Source organism: Natrinema sp. CGMCC1.2065 (genome assembly GCF_051225675.1).
Classification (GTDB): Archaea; Halobacteriota; Halobacteria; order Halobacteriales; family Natrialbaceae; genus Natrinema; species Natrinema thermotolerans.
In genome coordinates, this window is record NZ_JBPJSJ010000007.1 from 124,404 (window position 1) to 145,040 (window position 20,637).

The 20,637-nt window shown below is 66.9% G+C and carries 20 protein-coding genes; 6 read left to right on the forward strand and 14 right to left on the reverse strand.

What is annotated here, in order from left to right:
• Nucleotides 1-59: 59 nt before the first annotated feature.
• The 3 genes from ACSBP4_RS09640 to arcS all read right to left on the reverse strand — a co-directional run bounded on the left by ACSBP4_RS09640 (nucleotide 60) and on the right by arcS (nucleotide 3,587).
• Nucleotides 60-446 (reverse strand): metal-dependent transcriptional regulator, encoded by a 387-nt coding sequence (locus ACSBP4_RS09640; protein WP_435552082.1) that lies wholly within the window; start codon nucleotides 444-446, stop codon nucleotides 60-62.
• Nucleotides 447-745: 299 nt separating this feature from the next.
• Entirely contained in the window at nucleotides 746-1,348 is a 603-nt protein-coding gene (locus ACSBP4_RS09645) for an HdeD family acid-resistance protein (protein WP_435552083.1), read from the reverse strand.
• A 487-nt stretch (nucleotides 1,349-1,835) separates the two neighbouring features.
• Nucleotides 1,836-3,587 (reverse strand): archaeosine synthase subunit alpha, encoded by a 1,752-nt coding sequence (gene arcS, locus ACSBP4_RS09650; RefSeq protein ID WP_435552084.1) that lies wholly within the window; start codon nucleotides 3,585-3,587, stop codon nucleotides 1,836-1,838.
• A gap of 151 nt (nucleotides 3,588-3,738) precedes the next feature.
• Here arcS and ACSBP4_RS09655 point away from each other — a divergent pair, with 151 nt between their 5' ends.
• Nucleotides 3,739-5,727, forward strand: coding sequence for a hypothetical protein (locus tag ACSBP4_RS09655; protein ID WP_435552085.1), 1,989 nt, complete (start codon nucleotides 3,739-3,741; stop codon nucleotides 5,725-5,727).
• Between the two features lie 53 nt (nucleotides 5,728-5,780).
• On the opposite strand, the gene ACSBP4_RS09660 is transcribed toward ACSBP4_RS09655, so the two are convergent.
• A complete protein-coding gene (locus ACSBP4_RS09660) occupies nucleotides 5,781-6,143 on the reverse strand; it encodes a TRAM domain-containing protein (RefSeq protein WP_006181344.1) in 363 nt (120 codons plus the stop codon).
• A 255-nt stretch (nucleotides 6,144-6,398) separates the two neighbouring features.
• Here ACSBP4_RS09660 and ACSBP4_RS09665 point away from each other — a divergent pair, with 255 nt between their 5' ends.
• Nucleotides 6,399-6,707 (forward strand): HalOD1 output domain-containing protein, encoded by a 309-nt coding sequence (locus tag ACSBP4_RS09665; protein WP_435552086.1) that lies wholly within the window; start codon nucleotides 6,399-6,401, stop codon nucleotides 6,705-6,707.
• A gap of 65 nt (nucleotides 6,708-6,772) precedes the next feature.
• Here the strand turns inward: ACSBP4_RS09665 and tgtA are convergent, their stop codons facing one another.
• The 3 genes from tgtA to ACSBP4_RS09680 all read right to left on the reverse strand — a co-directional run bounded on the left by tgtA (nucleotide 6,773) and on the right by ACSBP4_RS09680 (nucleotide 8,807).
• Complete coding sequence (gene tgtA / locus ACSBP4_RS09670) at nucleotides 6,773-8,251, reverse strand: tRNA guanosine(15) transglycosylase TgtA (protein ID WP_435552087.1); 1,479 nt, start codon at nucleotides 8,249-8,251, stop codon at nucleotides 6,773-6,775.
• Nucleotides 8,252-8,323: 72 nt separating this feature from the next.
• Entirely contained in the window at nucleotides 8,324-8,620 is a 297-nt protein-coding gene (locus ACSBP4_RS09675) for a type II toxin-antitoxin system RelE family toxin (RefSeq protein WP_373631319.1), read from the reverse strand.
• The gene (locus ACSBP4_RS09680; RefSeq protein ID WP_049964891.1) at nucleotides 8,610-8,807 is read right to left on the reverse strand and encodes a hypothetical protein; all 198 of its coding nucleotides are present in this window, start codon (nucleotides 8,805-8,807) and stop codon (nucleotides 8,610-8,612) included. The genes ACSBP4_RS09675 and ACSBP4_RS09680 overlap by 11 nt, the downstream gene beginning before the upstream one ends.
• Nucleotides 8,808-8,939: 132 nt before the next feature.
• Between ACSBP4_RS09680 and ACSBP4_RS09685 the strand changes: the two genes are divergently transcribed.
• Nucleotides 8,940-10,040, forward strand: a complete 1,101-nt coding sequence (locus ACSBP4_RS09685; protein ID WP_435552088.1) for an archaeosine biosynthesis radical SAM protein RaSEA — start codon at nucleotides 8,940-8,942, stop codon at nucleotides 10,038-10,040.
• 52 nt (nucleotides 10,041-10,092) lie between these two features.
• Entirely contained in the window at nucleotides 10,093-10,257 is a 165-nt protein-coding gene (locus ACSBP4_RS09690) for a hypothetical protein (RefSeq protein WP_435552089.1), read from the forward strand.
• A gap of 95 nt (nucleotides 10,258-10,352) precedes the next feature.
• On the opposite strand, the gene ACSBP4_RS09695 is transcribed toward ACSBP4_RS09690, so the two are convergent.
• From ACSBP4_RS09695 to purS, 3 genes are all read right to left on the reverse strand, one after another.
• The gene (locus tag ACSBP4_RS09695; RefSeq protein WP_435552090.1) at nucleotides 10,353-13,535 is read right to left on the reverse strand and encodes a PAS domain S-box protein; all 3,183 of its coding nucleotides are present in this window, start codon (nucleotides 13,533-13,535) and stop codon (nucleotides 10,353-10,355) included.
• Between the two features lie 130 nt (nucleotides 13,536-13,665).
• Nucleotides 13,666-14,343 (reverse strand): phosphoribosylformylglycinamidine synthase I, encoded by a 678-nt coding sequence (gene purQ / locus ACSBP4_RS09700; protein WP_006181338.1) that lies wholly within the window; start codon nucleotides 14,341-14,343, stop codon nucleotides 13,666-13,668.
• A 59-nt stretch (nucleotides 14,344-14,402) separates the two neighbouring features.
• On the reverse strand, nucleotides 14,403-14,654 hold the full coding sequence (purS, locus tag ACSBP4_RS09705; protein WP_006181337.1) for a phosphoribosylformylglycinamidine synthase subunit PurS: 252 nt from the start codon (nucleotides 14,652-14,654) through the stop codon (nucleotides 14,403-14,405).
• Between the two features lie 408 nt (nucleotides 14,655-15,062).
• Here purS and ACSBP4_RS09710 point away from each other — a divergent pair, with 408 nt between their 5' ends.
• On the forward strand, nucleotides 15,063-16,022 hold the full coding sequence (locus tag ACSBP4_RS09710) for a formyltetrahydrofolate deformylase (protein ID WP_435552091.1): 960 nt from the start codon (nucleotides 15,063-15,065) through the stop codon (nucleotides 16,020-16,022).
• 70 nt (nucleotides 16,023-16,092) lie between these two features.
• Here the strand turns inward: ACSBP4_RS09710 and ACSBP4_RS09715 are convergent, their stop codons facing one another.
• Nucleotides 16,093-16,263 (reverse strand): DUF7576 family protein, encoded by a 171-nt coding sequence (locus ACSBP4_RS09715; protein ID WP_162834886.1) that lies wholly within the window; start codon nucleotides 16,261-16,263, stop codon nucleotides 16,093-16,095.
• A gap of 324 nt (nucleotides 16,264-16,587) precedes the next feature.
• Between ACSBP4_RS09715 and ACSBP4_RS09720 the strand changes: the two genes are divergently transcribed.
• The gene (locus ACSBP4_RS09720; RefSeq protein WP_049964888.1) at nucleotides 16,588-17,895 is read left to right on the forward strand and encodes an acetamidase/formamidase family protein; all 1,308 of its coding nucleotides are present in this window, start codon (nucleotides 16,588-16,590) and stop codon (nucleotides 17,893-17,895) included.
• Nucleotides 17,896-18,171: 276 nt separating this feature from the next.
• Here the strand turns inward: ACSBP4_RS09720 and ACSBP4_RS09725 are convergent, their stop codons facing one another.
• The 3 genes from ACSBP4_RS09725 to ACSBP4_RS09735 all read right to left on the reverse strand — a co-directional run bounded on the left by ACSBP4_RS09725 (nucleotide 18,172) and on the right by ACSBP4_RS09735 (nucleotide 20,558).
• A complete protein-coding gene (locus tag ACSBP4_RS09725; RefSeq protein ID WP_006650209.1) occupies nucleotides 18,172-18,444 on the reverse strand; it encodes a MoaD/ThiS family protein in 273 nt (90 codons plus the stop codon).
• A 150-nt stretch (nucleotides 18,445-18,594) separates the two neighbouring features.
• The gene (locus ACSBP4_RS09730; protein ID WP_435552092.1) at nucleotides 18,595-19,890 is read right to left on the reverse strand and encodes an MFS transporter; all 1,296 of its coding nucleotides are present in this window, start codon (nucleotides 19,888-19,890) and stop codon (nucleotides 18,595-18,597) included.
• A gap of 470 nt (nucleotides 19,891-20,360) precedes the next feature.
• Nucleotides 20,361-20,558 carry a hypothetical protein gene (locus ACSBP4_RS09735; RefSeq protein WP_435552093.1) on the reverse strand — a complete coding sequence of 66 codons (198 nt, stop codon included), beginning with the start codon at nucleotides 20,556-20,558 and terminating at the stop codon, nucleotides 20,361-20,363.
• Between the last annotated feature and the right edge of the window lie 79 nt (nucleotides 20,559-20,637).

Sequence of the window (20,637 nt, forward strand, 5' to 3'; positions counted from 1 at the left end):
CCCCGCCGCGGCTCGAACCGCTCTCTCGACCCGGCTCTTGTTATTTCTCGATCGCCGTCTCAGACCGTCACGTCGATCGCTTCGACGTCTTCGGCCTCGAGCAGCGTTTCGGCGACGCGTTCGGTCACGAGCGGACTGACGCTGCCCGCCAGTGTCATCGCCTCGCGGTCGGGCTCCGCGAGGTCGAGGACTTCTCGGAAGAACGTCGACAGGACGACGTAGCGCTCGTGGAGGTCGGCGGCCGCCTCGCGTCCCTGTTCGGTTAGCGTCGCTCCCTCGTACGGTTCGTAGCGCAGATAGCCCCGCCGCTCGAGACGCTGGAGCGTCTCCGTCGTGACCGATGGCGACCGCTCGAGTTCGTCCGCGACGTAGCCCGGCGACACCGGCTCCCCGGTCTCCTGTGCGCCCAGATAGCACACGAGCAGGTACTGGGATGCGTCCGTCATCCATGCCGTGCGGACCGATTACGGCCGAGTCGCTGGCGGGCCTCACGAGCAGCGTCGGGGCGGGTCTCGGGTGACGCGACGGACTGCCGCGTCGGCCCGCGATCCCCGCGTGGATCGCCGTCCATATTATTTAGGCTTGCCTAAAACAATAAAGTAGTTGCGGCTCAGACGTTCCGTCGGTCGCCGTCGTCGCCACTGAAACGAGTGCCACGCCGATCGCGGCTGTCGTCGGGCGAGCAAGTATGCAGCGACTTTCGCGGCGACCGCCGGAGCCGGGCCGTCCCGGGGTCCGACCGGGATTACGCCCCGCGCGGTCCGGTCGCGGACGGCGTCGCGTCCTCGAGCGGGCGTCGAGCGGTCGCGGCGACGGCCACCATCGCGAGCCCGGTCACGAGGAGGTTCGCGCCGACGAGCAGGCCGATCGCCCACGCCGCGGTCGCCGGGAAGCCGGCCCAGAGGAGGCCGGCGAGGACGAGCGCGGCGACGCCGCTGACGGCGATCGAGGTCCGGCCGCGGGAGGCAGGCAGCCGCATCGCCGCCACGAGTTCCGTGATTCCCTCGACGGCCAGGTACGCTACGAGCGCGATCGTCAGGGTAACGAGCGCGATGGCCGGAGCCGCGAGTACCGCCGCTCCGGCGACGATCGAAACGACTGCCAGCGCAGTCTGCCAGGCCGAGCCGCGCCAGCCCCGCACCGCGAACGCGTGGCCCGCGTGGACGATCCCGCCCGCGATCAGGAGCAGTCCCAGCGCGAGCGTGACCGAGATCCCGGTCACGACCGGCGCGGCCATCGCAAGCAGTCCGAGTAGCCCGACGATTCCGCCCGCGATCGCGAGCCGCCGCCAGTCGTTCTCGAGGTCGATGCCCTCGCCGTGTCCAGTGGGTGCTGTGATACTGTTCATCTCGTTCACCGCATTTTTCTACGTCGCGTCTGGAGATAAAACGAGTTCACGGTTTGACGGTCTGTCCCGGCTTCGGACCGGTCCGAACGGGTTTCGGGGCCGCTCGAGCCGCTGTCGGAATCGGTCCGGCGAAACAGACATTGTCGTTCGGGTGCCACCTCGAAGCGTGACCGACGACCGTGACGATCGCGAGTGTGACCTCTGTGGGGAATCGGTGCCCGCGGCCGTCTATCGCGAACATCTACTCAAGGAGTGTCCGGGCCGGTAGCGGCGTCACCGTCCGTCGTTTTCCCGGGGCGAGAGGGAGGGAAACGCCTATGGGAGTCGTCGGAATCAGGGAGACACAGTGATGGGGGCGTTCGACGCGAGTCTCTGGGAGTGTCCGGCGTGTGGTCGATCCGTCAACCGATTCGTAAACGGCCGTCAGTGCCCGTCCTGCCGGGTGGACGGCTCGGAGGGCCGTGACTGTGATTCCGACGCGACGTGATTACTTCTCTTCGACGTGGCGGATCTCGCAGGCGATCCCGCGCGTACTCTCGGCCATCTCACGGCCGAACATCTCGGCACGGCCGACGGCGAAGGCCTGGGGTCCCTCGACGATCACCTCGTCGCCGACGCGAATGTCGTCGTCGGCGTCGACGACTCCCGGCGCGAGGACGCTCCCGTGGGGGACGAAGCCGTCGATCTCGACGCGTTTGGTCGGTGCCGCGCTCTCGAGCCACCGCTTCGCTCCCTCGAGCGTAAAGGAGAGGGTGCCGTACTGGGGGACCATCGTCGCGAGCTGGGTGTCCTCGTCGTCGCGCACCTGAATTTTGGGGTAGCGGCTCGTCGTTTGGATGTCCGCGAAGAGGTCGTCGCCGGCCCCGTCGCCGAGCAGGTAGTCGGCGAGCGCGCGGACGGTGTTGTGTTCGCGCTCGCGCTTGGAGTACTTCAACTCGCCCGACAGCGCCTCCGAGAGGTTCGCGAGCGACTCGTCGTCGGTCGGGTGGTCGGCGACCGTATAGGTAATATCGAGGTCGAGCCGTTCCTCGACGCGTTCGACGATGTCGCGGTAACCCTCGTCGGGGACGTGGGCGACGATCTTTGGGTACTCGTTGCGCTCGAGGTACCGCTGTAGCACCTCGCTGACGAACTCCTTCTCGTCTTCTGTCCAGCGGCCGGTCACGACGGTGTCGTAGTGCTGGGCCGGGTAGGTCGTCTCGAGTTCCTGGGGTACGACGCCGATCGGCGAGGTCATCGAGACCAGGTGGCCGCGCCACTGGATGGCGTCGTGGAACTGGCGGTGGCTCTGTGACTCGCTGTAGGGCTTGGCGGCCGAACAGGGCACCAGCACCAGCGGGTTGTCGAACCGGTTGCGATAGCGCGTGGTCACTCGGTCGGCAAAGCGCTGGATCTCGACCCGGCGGAGGGTGTCGCCGGTCGCGGCGTCGATCCGTGCGTCCCGGAGGATCGGCGTCCGTTCCTCGAGGTAGCCCCACTGGTCGTCGAGTTCGCGCATGGCCGCGGTGAGCCACTGGTCGTGGCGGGCCTGCCCCTCGAGGTAGTCCCGCAGGCGCCCGTCGCGGATCCGCCGACGGACGATCGCCAGTTCGGATTCGAGGGCGTGTCGGTTGTGGTCGGCACAATCCTCGCGAGTGAACTCCTCGCGCGGCCCCTGACAGGCGGGACACGAGCAGGGGAGTTCATCGAGGTCCTCGAGGAAGTAGGCTTCGTCGGTCGTCAGATAGCGTCCCTCGGTGCCTTTCACGACCGCCGCGGTCGCGTCGAACAGGTCGACGCCGGCGTAGGCGAGTAGGGCCACGTTCCGGGGCGTCGCGACGCCGGAGAACAGCAGGGCGGTGTCGGCCGGGATCGCCTCGCGGACGTCGACGACCGCTTCGACCAGCGCCGCCCCGTGGCCCATCACCGACTGGACGTCCGACAGCGCGTAGGCGTCCGTTCCCTGCGACTCGACGTCCTCGCTCGAGACGACCGCGACGCTTGGGTAGTCGACGTCGGGGGCGTCGACGGCGAACGATTCCTGGACCTCCTCGGGGGTGCCGCCGGGGAACGCCCGGTGGGGCAACACGGTAAGCCGGGACTCGTCGCCGTCGGGGAGATCGCGGTCCGCGCTCCAGAGCGACCCCGCGTCCTCGAGGACGTCGTCGACGAGTGCTGGCGTCGTTCGGGGCGAGGAGAGGCGGAGTTCGCCCACGCGCGCGGCCCCATCGCGCTCGTGAACTTCGAAGTATTCGGTCATACCCGATATGGCCGCGGCGAGCGAAAGAGGGTGTCGATAGCGAGCGGTCGGTTCGACCCGTCGTCGGCCACGGCGAGGACCGTCCCGGTCGTCGATTGGTAGAAACGTGTGAAAATCAACCTTTATGATCACTCGGTCGGATGTCACTCGTATGGAATCGAAATCGAACCTCCGCTCTACGGACGGGTTCAGGGCGTTCCTGATCCTGCTCGTAGTCGCGGCAGTCGGACTCGCGACCATCGGCCTACCGGTCGTCTACGGCGGGTCGACGACGACTGCTGTTGCAGCGGAACCGACCGTGGAATCGTATCAGACCGCCTCCCAAGCCGGCTCCGAACTCGGCGCGGCCGACGAGGTCTACCTCGGCGAGAACGGCAGCGCCGTCCTCGCATACGAGGACGACATGGAGGACCTCGACGAGTTCGAGGTCGGCATGGACGTCAGCGAAGGGCTGGCCTACATGCTGGTCGAGGGCGACTACGAGGAGACCGACGAGTTCGAGAGCGGCTCCGTCTCGGCAGTCCTCGATCAGGACGGCTTCACCGGGAACGGCTCGTTCGTCATGGAACAGCCCGAGGACCTCGAACGCCTCGACCTCGACGTCTCCGGTGAGGTCACCGACGAGACCAACGCGTTCGAGGCGAGTGCGACCGGCGCGTTCGCCGGCGAGGACTCGACCCCGACGACGGTCGAGTCCAACGGCCAGCTCACGATGAGCGCCGACCGCTTCGAGACGAGCGGCTCCGCGACCGTCACGACCGAGAGTTCGATGGGCGCGACGAGCGACGGCCAGACCCTCGACGTCTTCCTCGAGGAGACCTCGAACGGCTACACTCTCGATGTGACCGATGAACGGGCCGTCTCCAGCTACGCCGCGTCCGACTGGGAGACGCGAGAGCAGGCCAAGCAGACGCTCACCGAGCAGTACGCCAGCTTCGCCATGCAGCTCGGCGGGGACGCCGACGTCACGATCGAGAACTACAACTTCGACGAGGGAACCAACCGGCTCGAACTCGAGTTCACGATCGAGTACACCGGCATCGACAGCGGGATCGAACAGATGCTCCCGGTCATGCTGATGAACGACGACACCGCCGGGCTGAGCCAGGAAGAGGCCCAGGCGGTCGCGACCGGCGTCACCGACCTCGAGATCGAAACCGTCGACGTGCGGGTCGAAAACCGCGGTGACTCGATGAACGCCGAGTGGGACGTCAAGCTCTCGAACTACGACGAACTCACGATGGCGATGCTCGATGCGGCCGAATCGGCCGCCTCGGAGGAAGACCTCGAGCAGATGAACATCGAGGACGCCCGGACGGCCATCGAGGCACAGCAGGCCACGAACCTCGAGACGAACATGGAGTGGGACGCATCGCTCGAGCAGACCACCGGAGAGGAGCTGCAGTTCGACGTTCAGGCCTCCAGTGACACCGCGAACTGGGCCGACTACGTCGACGAACTCGAGTCCCGAGGTATCGACTCCATGAACGACGTCAAATTCGAACTGTCGGCCGACACCGACGGCGAGCAACTCTCGCTCGAGGGCATGTTCGAACTCGAGGGCCAGGAGCTGTCCCAGCAGGCGATCGACGCCATGGCCCAGTCGGCCCAGACCGGTCCGACCGGCACGACGTCGCCCGAGGCAACCCAGTTCATGCAGGCGCTGTCCGACGCCAACCTGCAGGTCGCTCGCGTCGACGCCGACATGAGCGACGGGACGGTGCGCCTCGAGGGCGGTGCGAAGTTCGAGGACATGAGCGAACTGACCGACACCGTCACGGGGACGATGGCCGTCAGCGGCGTCTCCAGCACGGCGTCCGGTGACACCGCGTCGATGTACGTCCACGTCGAGGACATGGGCGACGTCGACACCGCATCGGCCACGAAGGCCGATATCGATCACCTCGAGGTCGTCGGCGACGAGACGACCGTCCACGAGGCCGGTGAGTGGGACAAGGAGTTCCCCGCGGTCCCCACCGACACGATGAGCGAGTATCTCAGCACCGAAAGCGCCGAGACGAGTAACGAGACCGACGACGGCGACGACGAAGACGACAGCATCCCCGGCTTCGGTCCGGGGATCGCGCTCGCGTCGGTCGCGGGACTGCTGACGGCACTGCTGCTCCGCCAGCGGAACTGAGACGATCGCTTTTTTTTTTTTTTTCGGCCGTTCGACCGGTAGCGACGCGGCGCTCAGGCGCGTTCGAGATACGTCGCCGTCGCGGAGGTGTGGCCGCGGTTGAACGAGAGGATCTTGATGCGGATCGCGTCGGTCGGCTCGCAGTCGGCGGGGACGTCCTCGACGAAGACGACGAACCCTTCGACCTTGCCGACGGCCCGTCGCTCACCGGAGTGGTGATCGGTGAACTCCCGAATTGCGACGGTCTCGACGTCGCCGATATCGACCGGCGGGTCGCGATCCTGTGCCTCCTCGTGGCGCTTTCGGGAGCGCTGCGCGGCCGCCGACCGCCCGCGGCCACGAATCCGTCTGAACAGCCACGTTCCGATCACGAACGCAACGAGCAGCCCGCCGCCGAGTACGGCTGGTCCGAACATACCGGGAACGGGAAGCGCCGAGGGTTTCGGTGTTCCGATCCGGATAGCCCACCGCTGCGGTCGGTCGGAAACGTTCCGTCGGTGCGGACGAGTGACCGGTCGCCGCGACGCGCGAGGGCAGCCAGCCGTTCCGAACAGTGTGGGAACCGAATTGCGGCACAGCGAACGTGAGGCGGTTGGTTTCGACGTACAAATAGCGCTCTATCCGAGGCAATCGCCGTCATCGTTTTATACGCAACGCCGCTTGAGTACGTCGTGACAAACTCCTCCACCGGCACCGGCGGCGACGCAGTCCACGAGACGGTCAGTAGCGCGGTCGTCAACGTGATCGCGACCCACCGGAACGTCGATCCGGTCGATCTCCCACCCCTCTACGAGTGGATCGATCCGGACGCGATCGACGCCCTCTTCGAGCCGACGCGGACCGGCGGCCCTCGGCACGGTCGCCTCGAGTTCGACTACGACGGGCAGCGGGTCGCGGTCGACTGTACCGACGACGTCGAGATCTCGATCGACGGTGCGTCGGCCGCCCCGTCGATCTCTGGCCGCCAGTCCAACGCGTAACCTCGCTCCCGTCGGAACCCGGACGCCGGTCCGATTCTTCGTTTGTTCGCTTGAGTCGCCCCGGCTCACGCCTCGTCAGCGAGATCGACGAGGGCCACCCCGTCGGGGAGTCGCTCGAGGACGTCGGCGGGCCAGTCCCGATGGGCCAGCGTGACGCTGGTCTCCGGGCTCGTTTCGACGAGGCGAGCGACGCCGTCGGCGGCGGCCTCGAGGGCGGCCCGATCGGTCCGCTCGGGGGTCTCGGCGGTGAGCGGATACGTCTTCGAGAGCGCCCGCGGGAAGGGACCGAACGGGGGTTGGACCCGCCAGACGTCGTCGTACCCCGCGTCGGGCGCGGATCGGTCGACGGTGAGCAACAGCGAATCCGGCACCGAGAGCCGCTCGAGCCGTCGGTGATGCCGGACGACTTCGGGCCGGCGGGCGCTCTCGTGGGAGGTGTAGAAGAACGACCCCTTCGAGACGGGATCGGATCGCTCGAGCTGGGCGGCGTGATCGAGCAGCGTGCGGTAGCCGTCGAGCATCGCCGGATGCGAGCGGGCGCGTTGCTCGACGAGTTCGAGCAGGTTTCCGGAGCGGATCGCCTGCTTGATCCGGCGGATCTCCGCGAAGGTGACGTGGAGGTTGTGGGCGGCCAGTTCGGATTCGCGCTCGGCGTCGGGCAACGCGCGCAGTTCGGCCGGCGAGTGGTCGGTACAGACGGCACACGAACAGGGGAGGTAGTCCAGATCCGCGAGATGTCTGGTGCCACGCACCGTCAGGTAGCGGTCGTCGCGGGCGTACAGCGCGTAGGCCGCCGAGTCGAACAGGTCACAGCCCGCGGCGACGGCCAGCGCGAACATCATGGGATGGCCGGCCCCGAAGAGGTGGACCGGCGCGTCGGCTCCCAGTCCCCGCTTGGCGGCGGCGACGACCTCGATCATGTCGTCGTACCGGTAGTCGTTCATCAGCGGGACGACCGCGCCGACCGGAAAGACGTCGAGGTCGGTGCCCGTGGCGTGGCGGCCGGCCTGCTCACGAAGATCGGGGTAGGTCGAGCCTTGGACCGGCGCGCTGACGAGCATCTCGCCCGTATCAACGTCCTCGGCGATCTCGAGGCGTTCCTGTGTCGTCTCGAGGTCGCTCGCGGCCCGGTCGTGGGAGACGTCCGGCGGGGTCGGGATGTCGACCGGCGTGGCGATGTCGGAGCCGATCTCACGCTGGAAGTCGAGGATCTCCTCGGTGGTGACGTCGATTTCGCCGTACTCCGAGAGCTGGAACGAACCGGAGTCGGTCATGATCGCGCCCGGAAAATCGAGCAGGTCGTGGAGCCCCTCCTCGAGGGCCCGCTCGTGGAGCGTGTCGTCGCCGTGGATAATGTAGGAGTTCGTGATGAGGATCTCGGCGCCGAACTCGTCGGCGAGCCGACGGGGGCTGATCGTGTCTAAGTTCGGGTTGATGACCGGTAACAGGGCCGGGGTCTCGACGGTCGTCCCGGCGCGGGGAACCGTTAGCTCCCCGATACGGCCGCCGGCGTCGGTGTCCCGGATCTCGAAGGACTCGCGCATTGGCTTCGGGTTGGCCCGTCGGACGTAAGTCGTGACGGTTTTCGAGCGACGGATCGACGGGACCTCTCTCGATCAGTCGAACCCATAGCGTTTGTGCGCGTCATCGATATCCAGCAACTCGACGACGCGAACTTCTCGCTCGTCCTCGAGGACGTCGTAGAACGCCGTGTGGGTCCGGCCGATATGCAGTCGATAGAGTTCTTCGCCGTCGACGATAAGCTTCTCCTTATCACCGCTCCCGGAATCGGGTCGCGGATACGGGTCGGACTCGAGTTTCCGCAGGTTTTCCCTGACGATCCGCGTACTCTTTTCATCGAGAGCGGCGACGTACTCGCGTGGCTGGTCCGCGAGCAGAACCCTATAACTCATCGAGTGCCGTCAACGCCTCGCTATCGGTATCCCGGACCTCCCGCGTCCGTTCGGCAAGTTCCCGCCGCTTGTGTTCCCGAATCAACTCCGCGAGGAGATCGTCGTACGTTTCGCCGGCCCCCTTGAGTTCGTTCAGTTCCTCCCATCGCTCTTCTGTCACCGGAATCCGCTTGCTTGCGTTAGACATGGGTTCGGCTACGTGTGATATTTACAGTCCTTACAACGTAACTCCTTCGCCGGCTACCGATGTCTCGACGGGATGGCGTTCGGAACGGCATAGACGAAGGCGCTTTACGCTCCGGGCCGCTTGCGTCTCCTAATGAGCAAACCGAGCCCCGAGGTCTACGAGCAGGGCAAGGGCATGGACGCCCACAATCAGGCGATGCGGGAGATCCGCTCGCGCAAGGAGGCAAGCTACGATCCCCACGAGCCGACCCGCGTCTGGCTCGACGAGGACAACACGCCAGACGGCGTCAAGACGAGCCTGACGATCATTCTCAACACCGGCGGCTGCCGGTGGGCCCGCGCCGGTGGCTGTACGATGTGTGGCTACGTCGCCGAAAGCGTCGACGGTGGGTCGGTCTCCCACGACGCTCTGATGGACCAGATCGACGTCTGTCTGGCCCACGAGGCGGACAATGCTGACGAGCAGGCCGACCTCATCAAGATCTACACCTCCGGCTCGTTCCTCGACGAGCGCGAGGTCGGCGCGGAGAGTCGCCGGGCGATCGCCGACACCTTCGCGGACCGCGACCGGATCGTCGTCGAGTCGCTGCCCGACTTCGTCGACCGCGAGAAGATCGGCGACTTCACCCAGCACGGACTCGATACGGACGTCGCGATCGGCCTCGAGACGGCGACCGACCGCGTCCGTCACGACTGCGTGAACAAGTACTTCGACTTCGCGGACTTCGAGGACGCCTGCGCCGAGGCCGCCGCTGCTGACGCTGAGGCGGACGGCGACGTCGAGGCCGGCATCAAGGCCTACCTGCTGATGAAGCCGCCTTTCCTCACCGAGTCCGAAGCCGCCGAGGACATGATCTCCTCCGTCGAGCGCTGTGCCGACGTCGACGGCTGCCATACCGTCTCGATGAACCCCTGTAACGTCCAGCGCTACACGATGGTCGACGACCTCTACTTCGAGGACGGCTACCGGCCGCCGTGGCTCTGGTCGGTGGCTCACGTCCTCGAGGAGACCGCGGACGCCGACGCGATCGTCGTCTCGGACCCGGTCGGCCACGGCTCCGACCGCGGCCCGCACAACTGCGGGGAGTGTGACGACCGCGTTCAGAAGGCGATCAAGGACTTCGATCTGCGGCAGGACCCATCGGTCTTCGAGCAGGTTTCCTGTGAGTGCGAACTGACCTGGGAGACGGTCATCGAGCGCGAGCGGAGCTTCAACCAGCCGCTGACCCGATAACGGCGGCAGTCGCAGGACGAACCGTTTTGGCACTGGCGCGGGTCGGGCGGATATGGCGCTTCCCGTCCCATCCCGATACGTCAACGAACTCGAGCCGACCGTCCTGATGCTCATCGGTATTCTCCTCGTCGTCTTTCCCGAGCCCGCCACCTCCGCGTTCGGCGCGGGACTGCTATTGCTGGGGCTTGGCTGGTGGTTCTACGAATGGGGTCGGTAGCGCGGCCGCCGCCTCATACGGTTCACTGTCGGTCACCACCGGTGTACCTGCGACGGTCCTGCGGGGACACCGGTATACAGTGACAACAACCCGTCTCAGTCGCCGGTAGCCGGCTCGTCCGAGGCCGAGCGGATCGGCTCCGCGTCCGCGCGCGGGATCTCGAGCGTGACGACGGTCCCGCGGGGGTCGTTGTCGGCGAAGGAGAGTTGCCCGCCGGTCTGGGTGACGACCCAGTTGACGAGCCAGAGGCCGAGTCCGCTGCCGTGGCGCAGTTGGGTGATCTCCCGTTCGCCCTCGAGCAGTTCGCGCTCCTCGTTGGGGATGCCGGGGCCGTCGTCGGCGATCGAGAGCGTCAGCAGTTCGTCGTCCGGGCAGTCCCGAAGGGTCACGTCGATGGCCGGCCGGTCCCGATCGCTGTGTTCGACGGCGTTCTCGAGGACCTGGTAGATCGCCGTCTCGAGGTATTCGTCGGCGCGCGCCTGGACACCGTCCGGCAGCGTTCGGGTGACCTCGACCGCCGGCGCAGCGTCCTCGAGGCGGTCGATCGCGCGGTCGATCGCCGCCGAGATGTCGAGCGGGCCGGTCGGTGCCTGATCGCAGTCGAGGACGCGTTCGACGGCGCGGGTCTTCTCCGCGAGCCCGACGAGTTCGTTCGTCCGGTTCCGAATGGTTTCGACGTACTCGTCCTCGCCGACGGCGTCGGCGAGCATCTCGGCACAGCCCTCGATGATGTTCATCCCGTTTCGCAGGTCGTGTCGCAGCACGCGGTTGAGGATCTCGAGGCGTTTCTGGCGCTGTTTCCGCTCGGTGATGTCGGTGTACAGGCCGAAGGCGCGGTCCGACGAGCCGTCCATCTCGATCGGGACGACCCGGAGCCGGAAATCGCGAAGGCCGTTCACGGTCCGGCGTTTGACCTCGGCCTCGCCGACCTTGCCCCTGCTGCCGCGTCGGTTGAGCGTCTCGGCCTCGTCCGTCCTGTCGGTCGGCACGACGAACTCGTCGAGCGACTCGCCGACGAGGGTCGACTCCTCGTAGCCGAAGAGCCGCTCGAACGCCGGGTTGACGGCCTCGACGATCGGCCCGTCCGAGAGGTTACTGACGCTGACGACGCCGTCGGGGACGTTCTCGAACAGGGCGGCGAACCGGTCGCGCTCGGTTCGTAGCCGCTCTTCGAACGCGATCCGGTCGAGTGCGTCAGCGACGTGAGAGAGCAACAGCTCCGTCAACTCCTCGTCGGTCGGCGTAAACGCCGACGGGTCCTGCGAGACGGCCTGGAACACGGCTCGATCGCCGATCGGAGCCGTCAGGACCGACCGGCAGCCCTCGATCCGTGGCGTTCGAGCGCCCGTCACGTCGTCCAGTCGGAACAACTGGCCGGTGCGATAGGTTCGGCCGGCGAGACAGCCGTCGATCGGGGTCCTGTCTTCGGGGTCGGCCGTGAGAGCCGACGACGCGGCTTCCGTGACGAGTTCGTCCCCGCTGACCATGTCGATGACACAGCCGTCGAAGTCAAGGACATCCTCCGCGGCTTCGATGGCCACGTCGTAGATCTCCGCGCGGCTCTCACAGCCGTCGAGCCGGGAGGCGACGCCGTGGAGCCCCTGAATCTTCGCCTTTCGATCGACCAGCTGTCGCTCCATGCGCTTGCGGTCGCTGATGTCGCGGGCGATGCCGACCGTTCCCTCGAGTTCCCCGTCGGTCGTCAACAGCGCCATGTTGACCTCGGCGGGCGTTTCCGTCCCGTCCGTATTCGTCAGCGTGATCTCGTAGGTCGCGACGCGTCGGTCGTCGTCGGCCAGCAACTCCTCGACGTAGCGTTGCCCGCGCGCGACGCTTTCGTCGGTGAGTATCGTCGAGACGTGTTCGCCGAGGAGGTCGTCGCGATCGTAGCCCGTCGTCGTCGCCATCGTATCGTTGACGGTCACGAACCGGCCCTCGTGGTCGAGTTGATAGACGCAGTCGCCGACCGTCTCGACGACCGTCTTCGTTCGCTCGAGTTCGCGTTCCCGAGCGGCCCGATCGAGCGCCGCCTCGGCCGTCGTCGCGAGGACGTTGAGGAGATTACGTTCGGCCTCGTCGAGTTCGCTCGTCGCGGGGGACGCCACCGAGAGTATGCCGTGATCGCCGAGCGGCTGGAGGACCGCGTTCCCCATGCCGATCGTGACATCGTAGGGGACCCGGTCGGTTGATGGCTCCTCGACGACGGTCGATTCCCCCTCGGTGTAGGCGTTCCAGAGGCTCGTATACTCGCCGCCGACCGACGAAATATCGCCGGTACGACGGTCGAGTTCGGACGTGATGCCGGCGAGTTCGAGGCGGTCGGTTTCCTCGTCGTAGTACCTGATCGAGCCCAGCGGCCGGTCGATCACGTCCTCGGTCGCCGCCATGACGATGTCGGCGATCTCGTCGGTCGATTCCGCCCGGAGCAGCTCACGGGTCGTCTCCTGCAGCGCCTCGAGCGCGGTCGCGCGCTTGACGTCCGCGGTGATGTCCTGCCCGAACGAGAGGACGCTGACGATCTCGCCGTCCTCGACGATCGGCGTGTTGAACCACTCGCAGGTTATCGTCGTCCCGTCCTTGCACCGGTTGCGGTTGACCTGTCGCGAGGGCAACTCATCCGGGTCGCCGTCGACGAGTCGCTCCCAGTACTCCCGGACCGCTTCGCGGTCCCCCTCGGGAACGAGGAAGTCGGGCGCGACCTGGCCCATCGCCTCGTTGGCGGTGTAGCCGAACAGTTCCGTCGCCGCCGGGTTCCAGTTTCGGACCCCGAACTCGAGGTTCCACTCGATGATCGCGAGCGGCGACTGTTCGACGAGCAGTTCGAGTCGGCTCGAGGGATCGGCCGTCGATGACGGAACGGCCTCGAACGGACGCTTGTGTTCGGTGTCCGACGGCTCCTCGTTTCCGTTCGCTCGGTCCGCAAGCAGTTTCCGAAGCCGCTCGAGGAGCGGTTCCGTTCCCTGTGATCGGGGGACGTAGCCGTCTGCCCCCGCCGCGACGACATCGCCTGCGAGCCGTTCGCTGCCGTCATCGGGGAAGACGACGATCGGCACGTCGGCCCGCCGGTCGCGGAGTCGCCGACAACACGCGACCGGGTTCACGGCCGAACCCGAGCCGGCGATCACGATGCAGTCGGCCGTCCCGAGTCGGTCGAGACACTCGGCGACCGACCGAGTCGACGCGACCGAGACGCCGCGCTCCTCGAGGGCGCGTTCGGCGTCGCCGGTGTCGGTACCGATGACGACGGCTCGCGTGTCCGGACCGATGATCCTATCCATGCCTCGGTAGTCCGGTCGTGTTCAACGAACCAGTCCCCTATTACTGTTTCACTCAGTTCACGAACTGCGTCGTAGTTCTTATCGTTTCGAAAGGAGGGTAAAATGGACCGAGCGGCAGTGACGCTGTGAATTACTGTTCGAACCCGCACAACACACCCTGCCCGTCGGTCGGGCCGATGTCGGGGAGGGTCGCGCGCTCGGGGTGGGGCATCAACACCGCGACGGTGTCGCGTTCGCCGAGGACGCCCGCGACGGCGTGTTTCGAGCCGTTGGGGTTGGCCTCGGGGCTCGTCTCGCCGTCCGCATCGCAGTACCGGAAGAGGACCCGCCCCTCGTCCTCGAGGTCGGCCAGTCGGTCGTCGGCGATCTCGTAGCGGCCCTCGCCGTGGGCGATCGGCACCTCGATGACCTCGCCTTCCTCGTAGGCGGCGGTCCAGGGGGTGTCCGCTCGCTCGACACGCAGATGGACGTGTTCACACTGGAAGCGCGCGCTCTCGTTGGTGGTAAAGGCACCCTCCGTAAGTCCGGCTTCGCAGCCGACCTGCGCGCCGTTACAGACCCCGAGGACGGGGACGCCGTCCGCGGCGGCCTCGCGGACCTCGGCCATGATCGGCGACCGGGCCGCCATCGCGCCGGCCCGCAGGTAGTCGCCGTAGGAGAACCCGCCGGGGAGGACGATCCCCGTCGTGTCCGCGGGAAGTCCGTCCTCGTGCCAGACGATCTCGGCGTCGATGCCGAGGTACTCGAGGGCGCGCTCGGCGTCGCGGTCGCAGTTCGAGCCGCCGAAGCGGACGATCGAAACCGTCACAGTCGCCACCCCGCGGTGTTGCGATCGACGGTTTCGATCGGTGTGAGAGAAACCGTCATCTACCGTTCGGCGACCTCCACGTCGTAGTCGTGGATGGTCGGGTTCGCCAGCAGCCGTTCGGCCATCTCGTCTGCGCGCTCGCGCGCAGCCTCGGCGCTTTCGGCCTCGAGGTCGACCTCGAAGCGGTCGGCCGAGCGCAACTCCTCGAGTTCGAAGCCCAGCCGCTCCAAGGCCTGTGCGGTCGTCTCGGCCTCCGGATCTAAGACGCCACGTTTGAGTCGAACCGTCACCGTCGCGGTGTAGGCGGTCATCACCTGATACCCCGCAACCGTGCTCAAAAACGCTTTCGCCTTGGCTCCGTAATACATGTTCGTGGATATCGATACGAGTCGGGGGATCGCCCCGTGTCCCGCCACCCCAGTCGCCGGTGGCGTGGACGGTCACCGCATCGGCGTCCGACTGGAACGGCACCTGTCCGGCGGTCCGATCCGTCACCCGTGGGGCAAACAGCGTCTCGTGTCCGGCGAATCCGCTCGAGGGAGCCGTCTCGCTGCTGGCACGGCAGGAACGCCACTGCCATCGGAAGGGCATGGTTCGCCCCGACGGACCGCTCCGAAACGGAATGCGGGCGATTCTCACGCACTCTGCCGGAAAGCAGGACTTTTAGCCGCTCGTGGACTGGGATCCGTCGTGATGAATCGCGAATCGCTCGAGCGGAGGTGGCAGCGTTGACGACCGACGTAACCGAGATCACGGTGATCGGAGAGGACGACACGGGACTGATCGCGAACGTAACCAGCCTCCTGTTCGAGCGCGGAATCAACATCGAGGACCTCGATCAGGCGGTTCGTGACGGCGTCTTCCGGATGTATCTCGCCGTCGACACCTCGGAGATGGTCTGTACCGAGTCGACGCTCCGCGAGGACCTCCACGACCTCGGCGACGACCTCGGACTCGACGTCCAGGTCCGGTTCCCGTCCGATCGCGAGAGCCAGCAGATCGCCGTCCTCGTCACCAAGGAGAGCCACTGCCTCAAGGCGCTGTTCGAGGCCTGGGCCAACGACGAACTCGGCGCCGACATCGGGGTCGTCATCGGCAATCACGACGACTTACAGCCGCTGGCCGAACACTACGACGTCCCGTTCCACGACATCGGCGACGAGGGCGGCCAGCAAAACGAGGACGAACTGCTCGAACTCCTCGCGGAGTACGACGTCGACCTGATCGTCCTCGCGCGGTACATGCGAATCCTCTCGCCGAACGTGGTCTTTCGCTACGAGGACCGCATCATCAACGTCCACCCCTCCCTGCTGCCGGCCTTCCCCGGCGCGGAGGCCTACCGGCAGGCCGTCGAGGAAGGCGTCCGCGTCGCGGGCGTCACCGCCCACTACGTCACGACCGACCTCGATCAGGGGCCGATCATTACCCAGCGCGCGTTCGACGTCCCCGACGACGCCGATATAGACGACATGAAACACCGCGGCCAGCCGCTGGAGGCAGACGCCTTGCTCGAGGCCGTCCAGCTCCACTTAAACGGCGACGTTTCGGTCCACCGCGGTCGGACCTCGGTCCGGGAAAACGGCACCAAATACCAGCTCGGGCTCCCCGACGAAATCGACGAGTTCACGCCTGATCGGCCGGTCGACGGGATCGGCAGCGCGGTCGCCAAGGACCAATAGCCGCGGCGGCGTTCGTCTCTCCCGCTATCTTCCGTTTGAGGACCGTAGCGACCCGTCTCGAGCCCGATACTCAGGCCGAGTCCGACGACTCCCACTGATTGCGGCAGTCGTCGCTGCAGAAATGCCGGTGGACGGCGGTGCCGTCCTCGACGGTCGTGACCACGCGCTGTTCGGAAGACGGTCCCACTGGGCTCCCACACTGTCGACACTCGGGCGAATCCGCATCCGTCGAGTCAGTCATCGCTTGACAGAAGACACGAGAGCCACTTGAACGAACCTATTGCGGCGGATTCGGCCACGGCCAGCCGAACGAGTTCGTCCGACCCCGGCAGGCGTTCTCCCGGTCGATCGCGACCCGTTCGAACAGCGGAGCGTGGTCGTCGTGGATGTCGGGAACGCAGCCGCAACCAGCGCCGGTCGCCGCCGAAACCGGATCGGGGAGTCGAATCGGCGTCGCTCGACATAGTTTCGCCCCGTCGTCCGTTCATCCGAGGGCGGACGAGCGCTCACCGTCAGTTCCGTGAGCGGCACCCTTATCGACGTCAGCGACCAACTATGGATTGGTATGGCACAACAAGATATCCGCCGGGAGCTGCACGTCGACCAGTACACGCTCGGGCTCGTCGGCCCCGATCAGGAGTGGGCGGGGACCGTCGCGGACGGCGGGACGATCGAGACCTACACCCCGCCGGGCTGTTGGGGGCCGATGGTAACGCCGGAGTTCCACGGCGGCCACGAGGTGACCCGGCCGATCCGCGTCGCGGGGGCCGAGGTCGGCGACGCGATCGCCTTACACATCCGCGATATCGAGGTCACGAGCATGGCGACGAGTACGGGCTCGATGGCCGAGCGCGAGGACGCCTTCGGCGACGACCCGTTCGTCGACCACCGCTGTCCGGAGTGTGGCACGAAGTGGCCCGACTCGATCGTCGAAGGGACCGGCGAGGACGCGATCAAGTGCGCCGAGTGCGGCGCGAACGCCTCTTCGTTCGGCTTCGAGTACGGCTACACCGTCGCTTTCGACGACGACGGGACCGTCGGGATCACCCTCGACGAGGCCGCGGCCCACGAACTCGCCGAGGACGCCGCGGAAGTAATGGACATCCCCGCCAACTCCCGACAGCACCCGATCCTGCTGTACGAACCCGGCGAGATGCCCGGAACGCTGGGTCGGCTGCGCCCGTTCATCGGCAACGTCGGGACGACGCCGCCGGTCACGATGCCCGACTCGCACAACGCCGGCGACTTCGGCCAGTTCCTCATCGGGGCCGACCACGACTACGGCGTCGACAGCGAGGCCGACCTCGAGGCCCGCACTGACGGCCACATGGACATCCCGCAGGTCCGTGAGGGCGCGACACTGATCTGTCCCGTCAAGGTCGACGGCGGCGGGGTCTACGTCGGCGACCTCCACGCCAACCAGGGCGATGGCGAACTCTCCCTGCACACGACCGACGTCAGCGGCACCGTCCGAATGGACGTCGAGGTCATCGACGACCTCGAGATCGACGGCCCCGTCTTGCTCCCGCCGGAGGAGGACCTGCCGTTCATCAGTAAACCCTACAGCGACGAGGAGCGCGAGGCGGGCCGCGACCTCGGCGCGGAACACGACGTCGACGTCGAGACGGACATGGGCCCGATTCAGGTCGTCGGCTCCGGTGCGACGGTCAACGACGCCACGCAGAACGCCTTCGACCGCGCCGGGAAACTGCTCGACATGAGCGAGGGCGAGGTCCGCTCGCGGTGTACGTTCACCGGCGGCGTCCAGATCGGCCGGCTCCCCGGCGTCGTCCAACTGGACATGCTGGCTCCGATGGACATCCTCGAGGACCGCGGGATGGACCACCTCGTGCGCGAGCAGTACGGACTGTAGCCGGCCCCGTGCCGTAGCCCCCTCCGCTTTCCCCCTGCGGTGGCGCGCGCTGAGACACGGCGAACCACTGGTGAGCCGTGGCACGATCTCGCGCGAGGGATGAGCGAGCGAACGGAGTGACCGAGCGTTAGCGCGGAACCGACGGTTCCGCGAACCATACGAACGGGCACTTCGTGCCCGTGAGTAGAAATCGGTTGGGGAGGGCGTGGTCCTCACTGCAGCCACGATAGCTGCGAACTCGTTCGTTTTCCCGTTTCCTTCGACTCCGTCCATCACTCAGTGACGAGATCCGCCCTGCACGGCCGGCACTACCGCCAGCGCCGCGCCCTCGGGTACTGACTCGTCGAGCCCGGCCCGATCGCCCTCGAGCGAGACCCTGACGCTCGCACGCACCGCGTCGCCGTCGTAGAGGTGCGACGCCGCGCGCGGATAGGCGTCGACGAGCGCCGCGAGCGCGTCGGCGACGGTCCCGCCCGCCCACTCGAGGACCACCGTCTTGTTGCCGGTCGCGCTCCGGAGCGGGCCGTACACCGTGACTTCGGTCTCCATACCGACTACTGGGACGACCGGCGACATATACCGACCGCCGCCCGTTGCTCGAGGGCGCCGGCTTCGAGGACGTCGCGCCGTCGCCCGTCTGGTGGGGACCAGTACGGGCTGTAGGGTCGACTCCGCGCGGTAGGGATCGAAGCGAGCCCGTTACGGTTCGGGCCGCTCCGTCCCGAACCGGAGATCGAAGTCGTCCGGAGTCGCGGCCTCGGCCGCGGGGAGGCGGCGGAGCCGCGGCCGCAGGAGGACGTAGGCGGCTGTGAAGCCGAAGCCGCCCGCGGCCAGCGCCATGGTGGTCGTCGTTCCCAGCGTATCGGCGACGACCCCGCCGACGAGCGAGCCAAGCGGGAGCGTCGCCCCCGAAGCGGTCCCCTTCGTTGCCGAGACCCGGCCCAGTAGGTCGGCCGGAAACAGTCGCTGGTTCAGCGTCGCCGTGAGTACGCCCGATGCGCCGATCGGCACCCACGCGAGGCCGAACAGTGCGACCGTAAGCGCCGGCGACGGCGCGACGACCGCCGCGACCCAACACCCCGCACCGAGCCCGTGCGAGAGCAGTACCGTCCCGTATGGGACGCCGGCCACGTACGGACCGAGGATCGATCCGACGAGCCGACCGATGCCAAGGGCCCCCAGCAGCAGGCCGTAGATCGCGGGGCCGCCCAGTCCGTCGCCGAACGCCGGCAGAATCGCCAGCGCGACCCCGGTCGCGAAGTTCGCCACCGCAGTCAGCAGAATCAGTTCGACGAAGAGGGTCCCGCGGAGGACTTCGATACCCACTCGGAGGTCCGAACCGTACGACCGGAGTACCGATCCGACGGACGGTGCGGACTCGTCGGCCCCACCGCTTTCGTTCGGATTCGCGGGCGTTCCGATCGTGATTCCGGCGAAGAGTACCGCTGCGACGGTGAACGTGAGCGAGTCGGCGAGGAACAACGTCGTCGCGCCGAAGACGGCGATGACCCCGCCTCCGATCGCGTCGAACACCATGTCCAGCCCGAGCGTCACCGTCGCCAGCGCGGAGTTGGCCTCGGAGAGTCGGTCCTCGTCGACGATCCGGGGGAGCAGCGCGGTCTCCATCGGCCCCATCACCAGCGTCGCGAGCATCAGCACTGGGGCGACGACGAACAGGAGACCGACGCGGAGCCGTCCGGTCACCGCTGCGAGCGGCAGGACGAGTACGACGACGCCCTGGACCACCTGTGAGCCGACGAGGACGGATCTGAGCGGTAGCCGGTCGACGAGCGGGCCGGCGAACACCTGCAGCAGCCACGGGAGCAGCAGTATCGCGTTCAATGTGCCGGTGACGAGGGTCGACCCGGTCAGTTCGAAGGCGAGCCAGAGTACGGCGACCGTGTAGAGACTGTCCCCGGCGTTCGTCGCGAACTGACCGGCGACGAAGCGGCGAAAGTCCCGGTTTCGCCCCAGCAAGCGCCCGGCGGCGATCATCGCGGACCACCCCTGCGGAGCGGCGACACGGCTCCGGGCGGTTCGAGCGAGCGGGGCGGCGGTGATTCGAATATCGATACGCGGTCGTGCGAGCCCCGGCCGGTGACCGGTGGCTCGGTGGATGTCGGCATGTGCGTGTTCGGTCGAGAGAAAGTGCGGCTACCGCGGCGGTAGCGAAACGAACCCGAGTGCTGCGGCTATCGGGCCCGTCACGCGGCGGGGGGCGAGAGGGGGTCGAACACCGGACGAACCGAGATCCGGCGGGTCATAGAACGAATCACCGGGAAGATACGCACGATCCATCAAAAATGTACTGATTCCGTACTGTCCGGAACCCCGTCACGTTCGGCGGTGAGTACAGGCAGGCGAAACCGCAGGCAGCCGCATCCGCTGGAGTCGTCGCTCGAGACGAACCGATGGCTCGAGCGGCGAGCGAGACGTTGCGAGCGGAACGGGCGACGGACGGGGGTTCAGTCGTCGCTCAGTTCGGCGTTCGCGGCCGTCGCAGTCGCGTCCTCCCGGCCCGCCCAATCGCTCGAGCGAAGCGGCGCGAACGTCAGAAACAGGATGGCCAACATGAAGACGCTCAGCATGACGGTCGCGACCATCGCGATACCGGACGTGAAGCTGAACAGGACGATACCCGCTGTGCTGGCTATGAGACTCATTCGTGTTCGTTCGACCGTCGCCACTCCCGCCATATGAGGGTTACTTTGTCCGGTGCCGAGTGCGAAATGACAGCAATGG

Bases quoted from the DNA above. Each gene is read 5' to 3' on its own strand.
- ACSBP4_RS09640 (WP_435552082.1), bottom strand. From the start codon at position 446: ATGACGGACGCATCCCAGTACCTGCTCGTGTGCTATCTGGGCGCACAG.
- ACSBP4_RS09645 (WP_435552083.1), bottom strand. From the start codon at position 1,348: ATGAACAGTATCACAGCACCCACTGGACACGGCGAGGGCATCGACCTC.
- arcS (WP_435552084.1), bottom strand. From the start codon at position 3,587: ATGACCGAATACTTCGAAGTTCACGAGCGCGATGGGGCCGCGCGCGTG.
- ACSBP4_RS09655 (WP_435552085.1), top strand. From the start codon at position 3,739: ATGGAATCGAAATCGAACCTCCGCTCTACGGACGGGTTCAGGGCGTTC.
- ACSBP4_RS09660 (WP_006181344.1), bottom strand. From the start codon at position 6,143: ATGTTCGGACCAGCCGTACTCGGCGGCGGGCTGCTCGTTGCGTTCGTG.
- tgtA (WP_435552087.1), bottom strand. From the start codon at position 8,251: ATGCGCGAGTCCTTCGAGATCCGGGACACCGACGCCGGCGGCCGTATC.
- ACSBP4_RS09675 (WP_373631319.1), bottom strand. From the start codon at position 8,620: ATGAGTTATAGGGTTCTGCTCGCGGACCAGCCACGCGAGTACGTCGCC.
- ACSBP4_RS09680 (WP_049964891.1), bottom strand. From the start codon at position 8,807: ATGTCTAACGCAAGCAAGCGGATTCCGGTGACAGAAGAGCGATGGGAG.
- ACSBP4_RS09685 (WP_435552088.1), top strand. From the start codon at position 8,940: ATGAGCAAACCGAGCCCCGAGGTCTACGAGCAGGGCAAGGGCATGGAC.
- ACSBP4_RS09690 (WP_435552089.1), top strand. From the start codon at position 10,093: ATGGCGCTTCCCGTCCCATCCCGATACGTCAACGAACTCGAGCCGACC.
- ACSBP4_RS09695 (WP_435552090.1), bottom strand. From the start codon at position 13,535: ATGGATAGGATCATCGGTCCGGACACGCGAGCCGTCGTCATCGGTACC.
- purS (WP_006181337.1), bottom strand. From the start codon at position 14,654: ATGACCGCCTACACCGCGACGGTGACGGTTCGACTCAAACGTGGCGTC.
- ACSBP4_RS09715 (WP_162834886.1), bottom strand. From the start codon at position 16,263: ATGACTGACTCGACGGATGCGGATTCGCCCGAGTGTCGACAGTGTGGG.
- ACSBP4_RS09720 (WP_049964888.1), top strand. From the start codon at position 16,588: ATGGCACAACAAGATATCCGCCGGGAGCTGCACGTCGACCAGTACACG.
- ACSBP4_RS09725 (WP_006650209.1), bottom strand. From the start codon at position 18,444: ATGGAGACCGAAGTCACGGTGTACGGCCCGCTCCGGAGCGCGACCGGC.
- ACSBP4_RS09730 (WP_435552092.1), bottom strand. From the start codon at position 19,890: ATGATCGCCGCCGGGCGCTTGCTGGGGCGAAACCGGGACTTTCGCCGC.
- ACSBP4_RS09735 (WP_435552093.1), bottom strand. From the start codon at position 20,558: ATGAGTCTCATAGCCAGCACAGCGGGTATCGTCCTGTTCAGCTTCACG.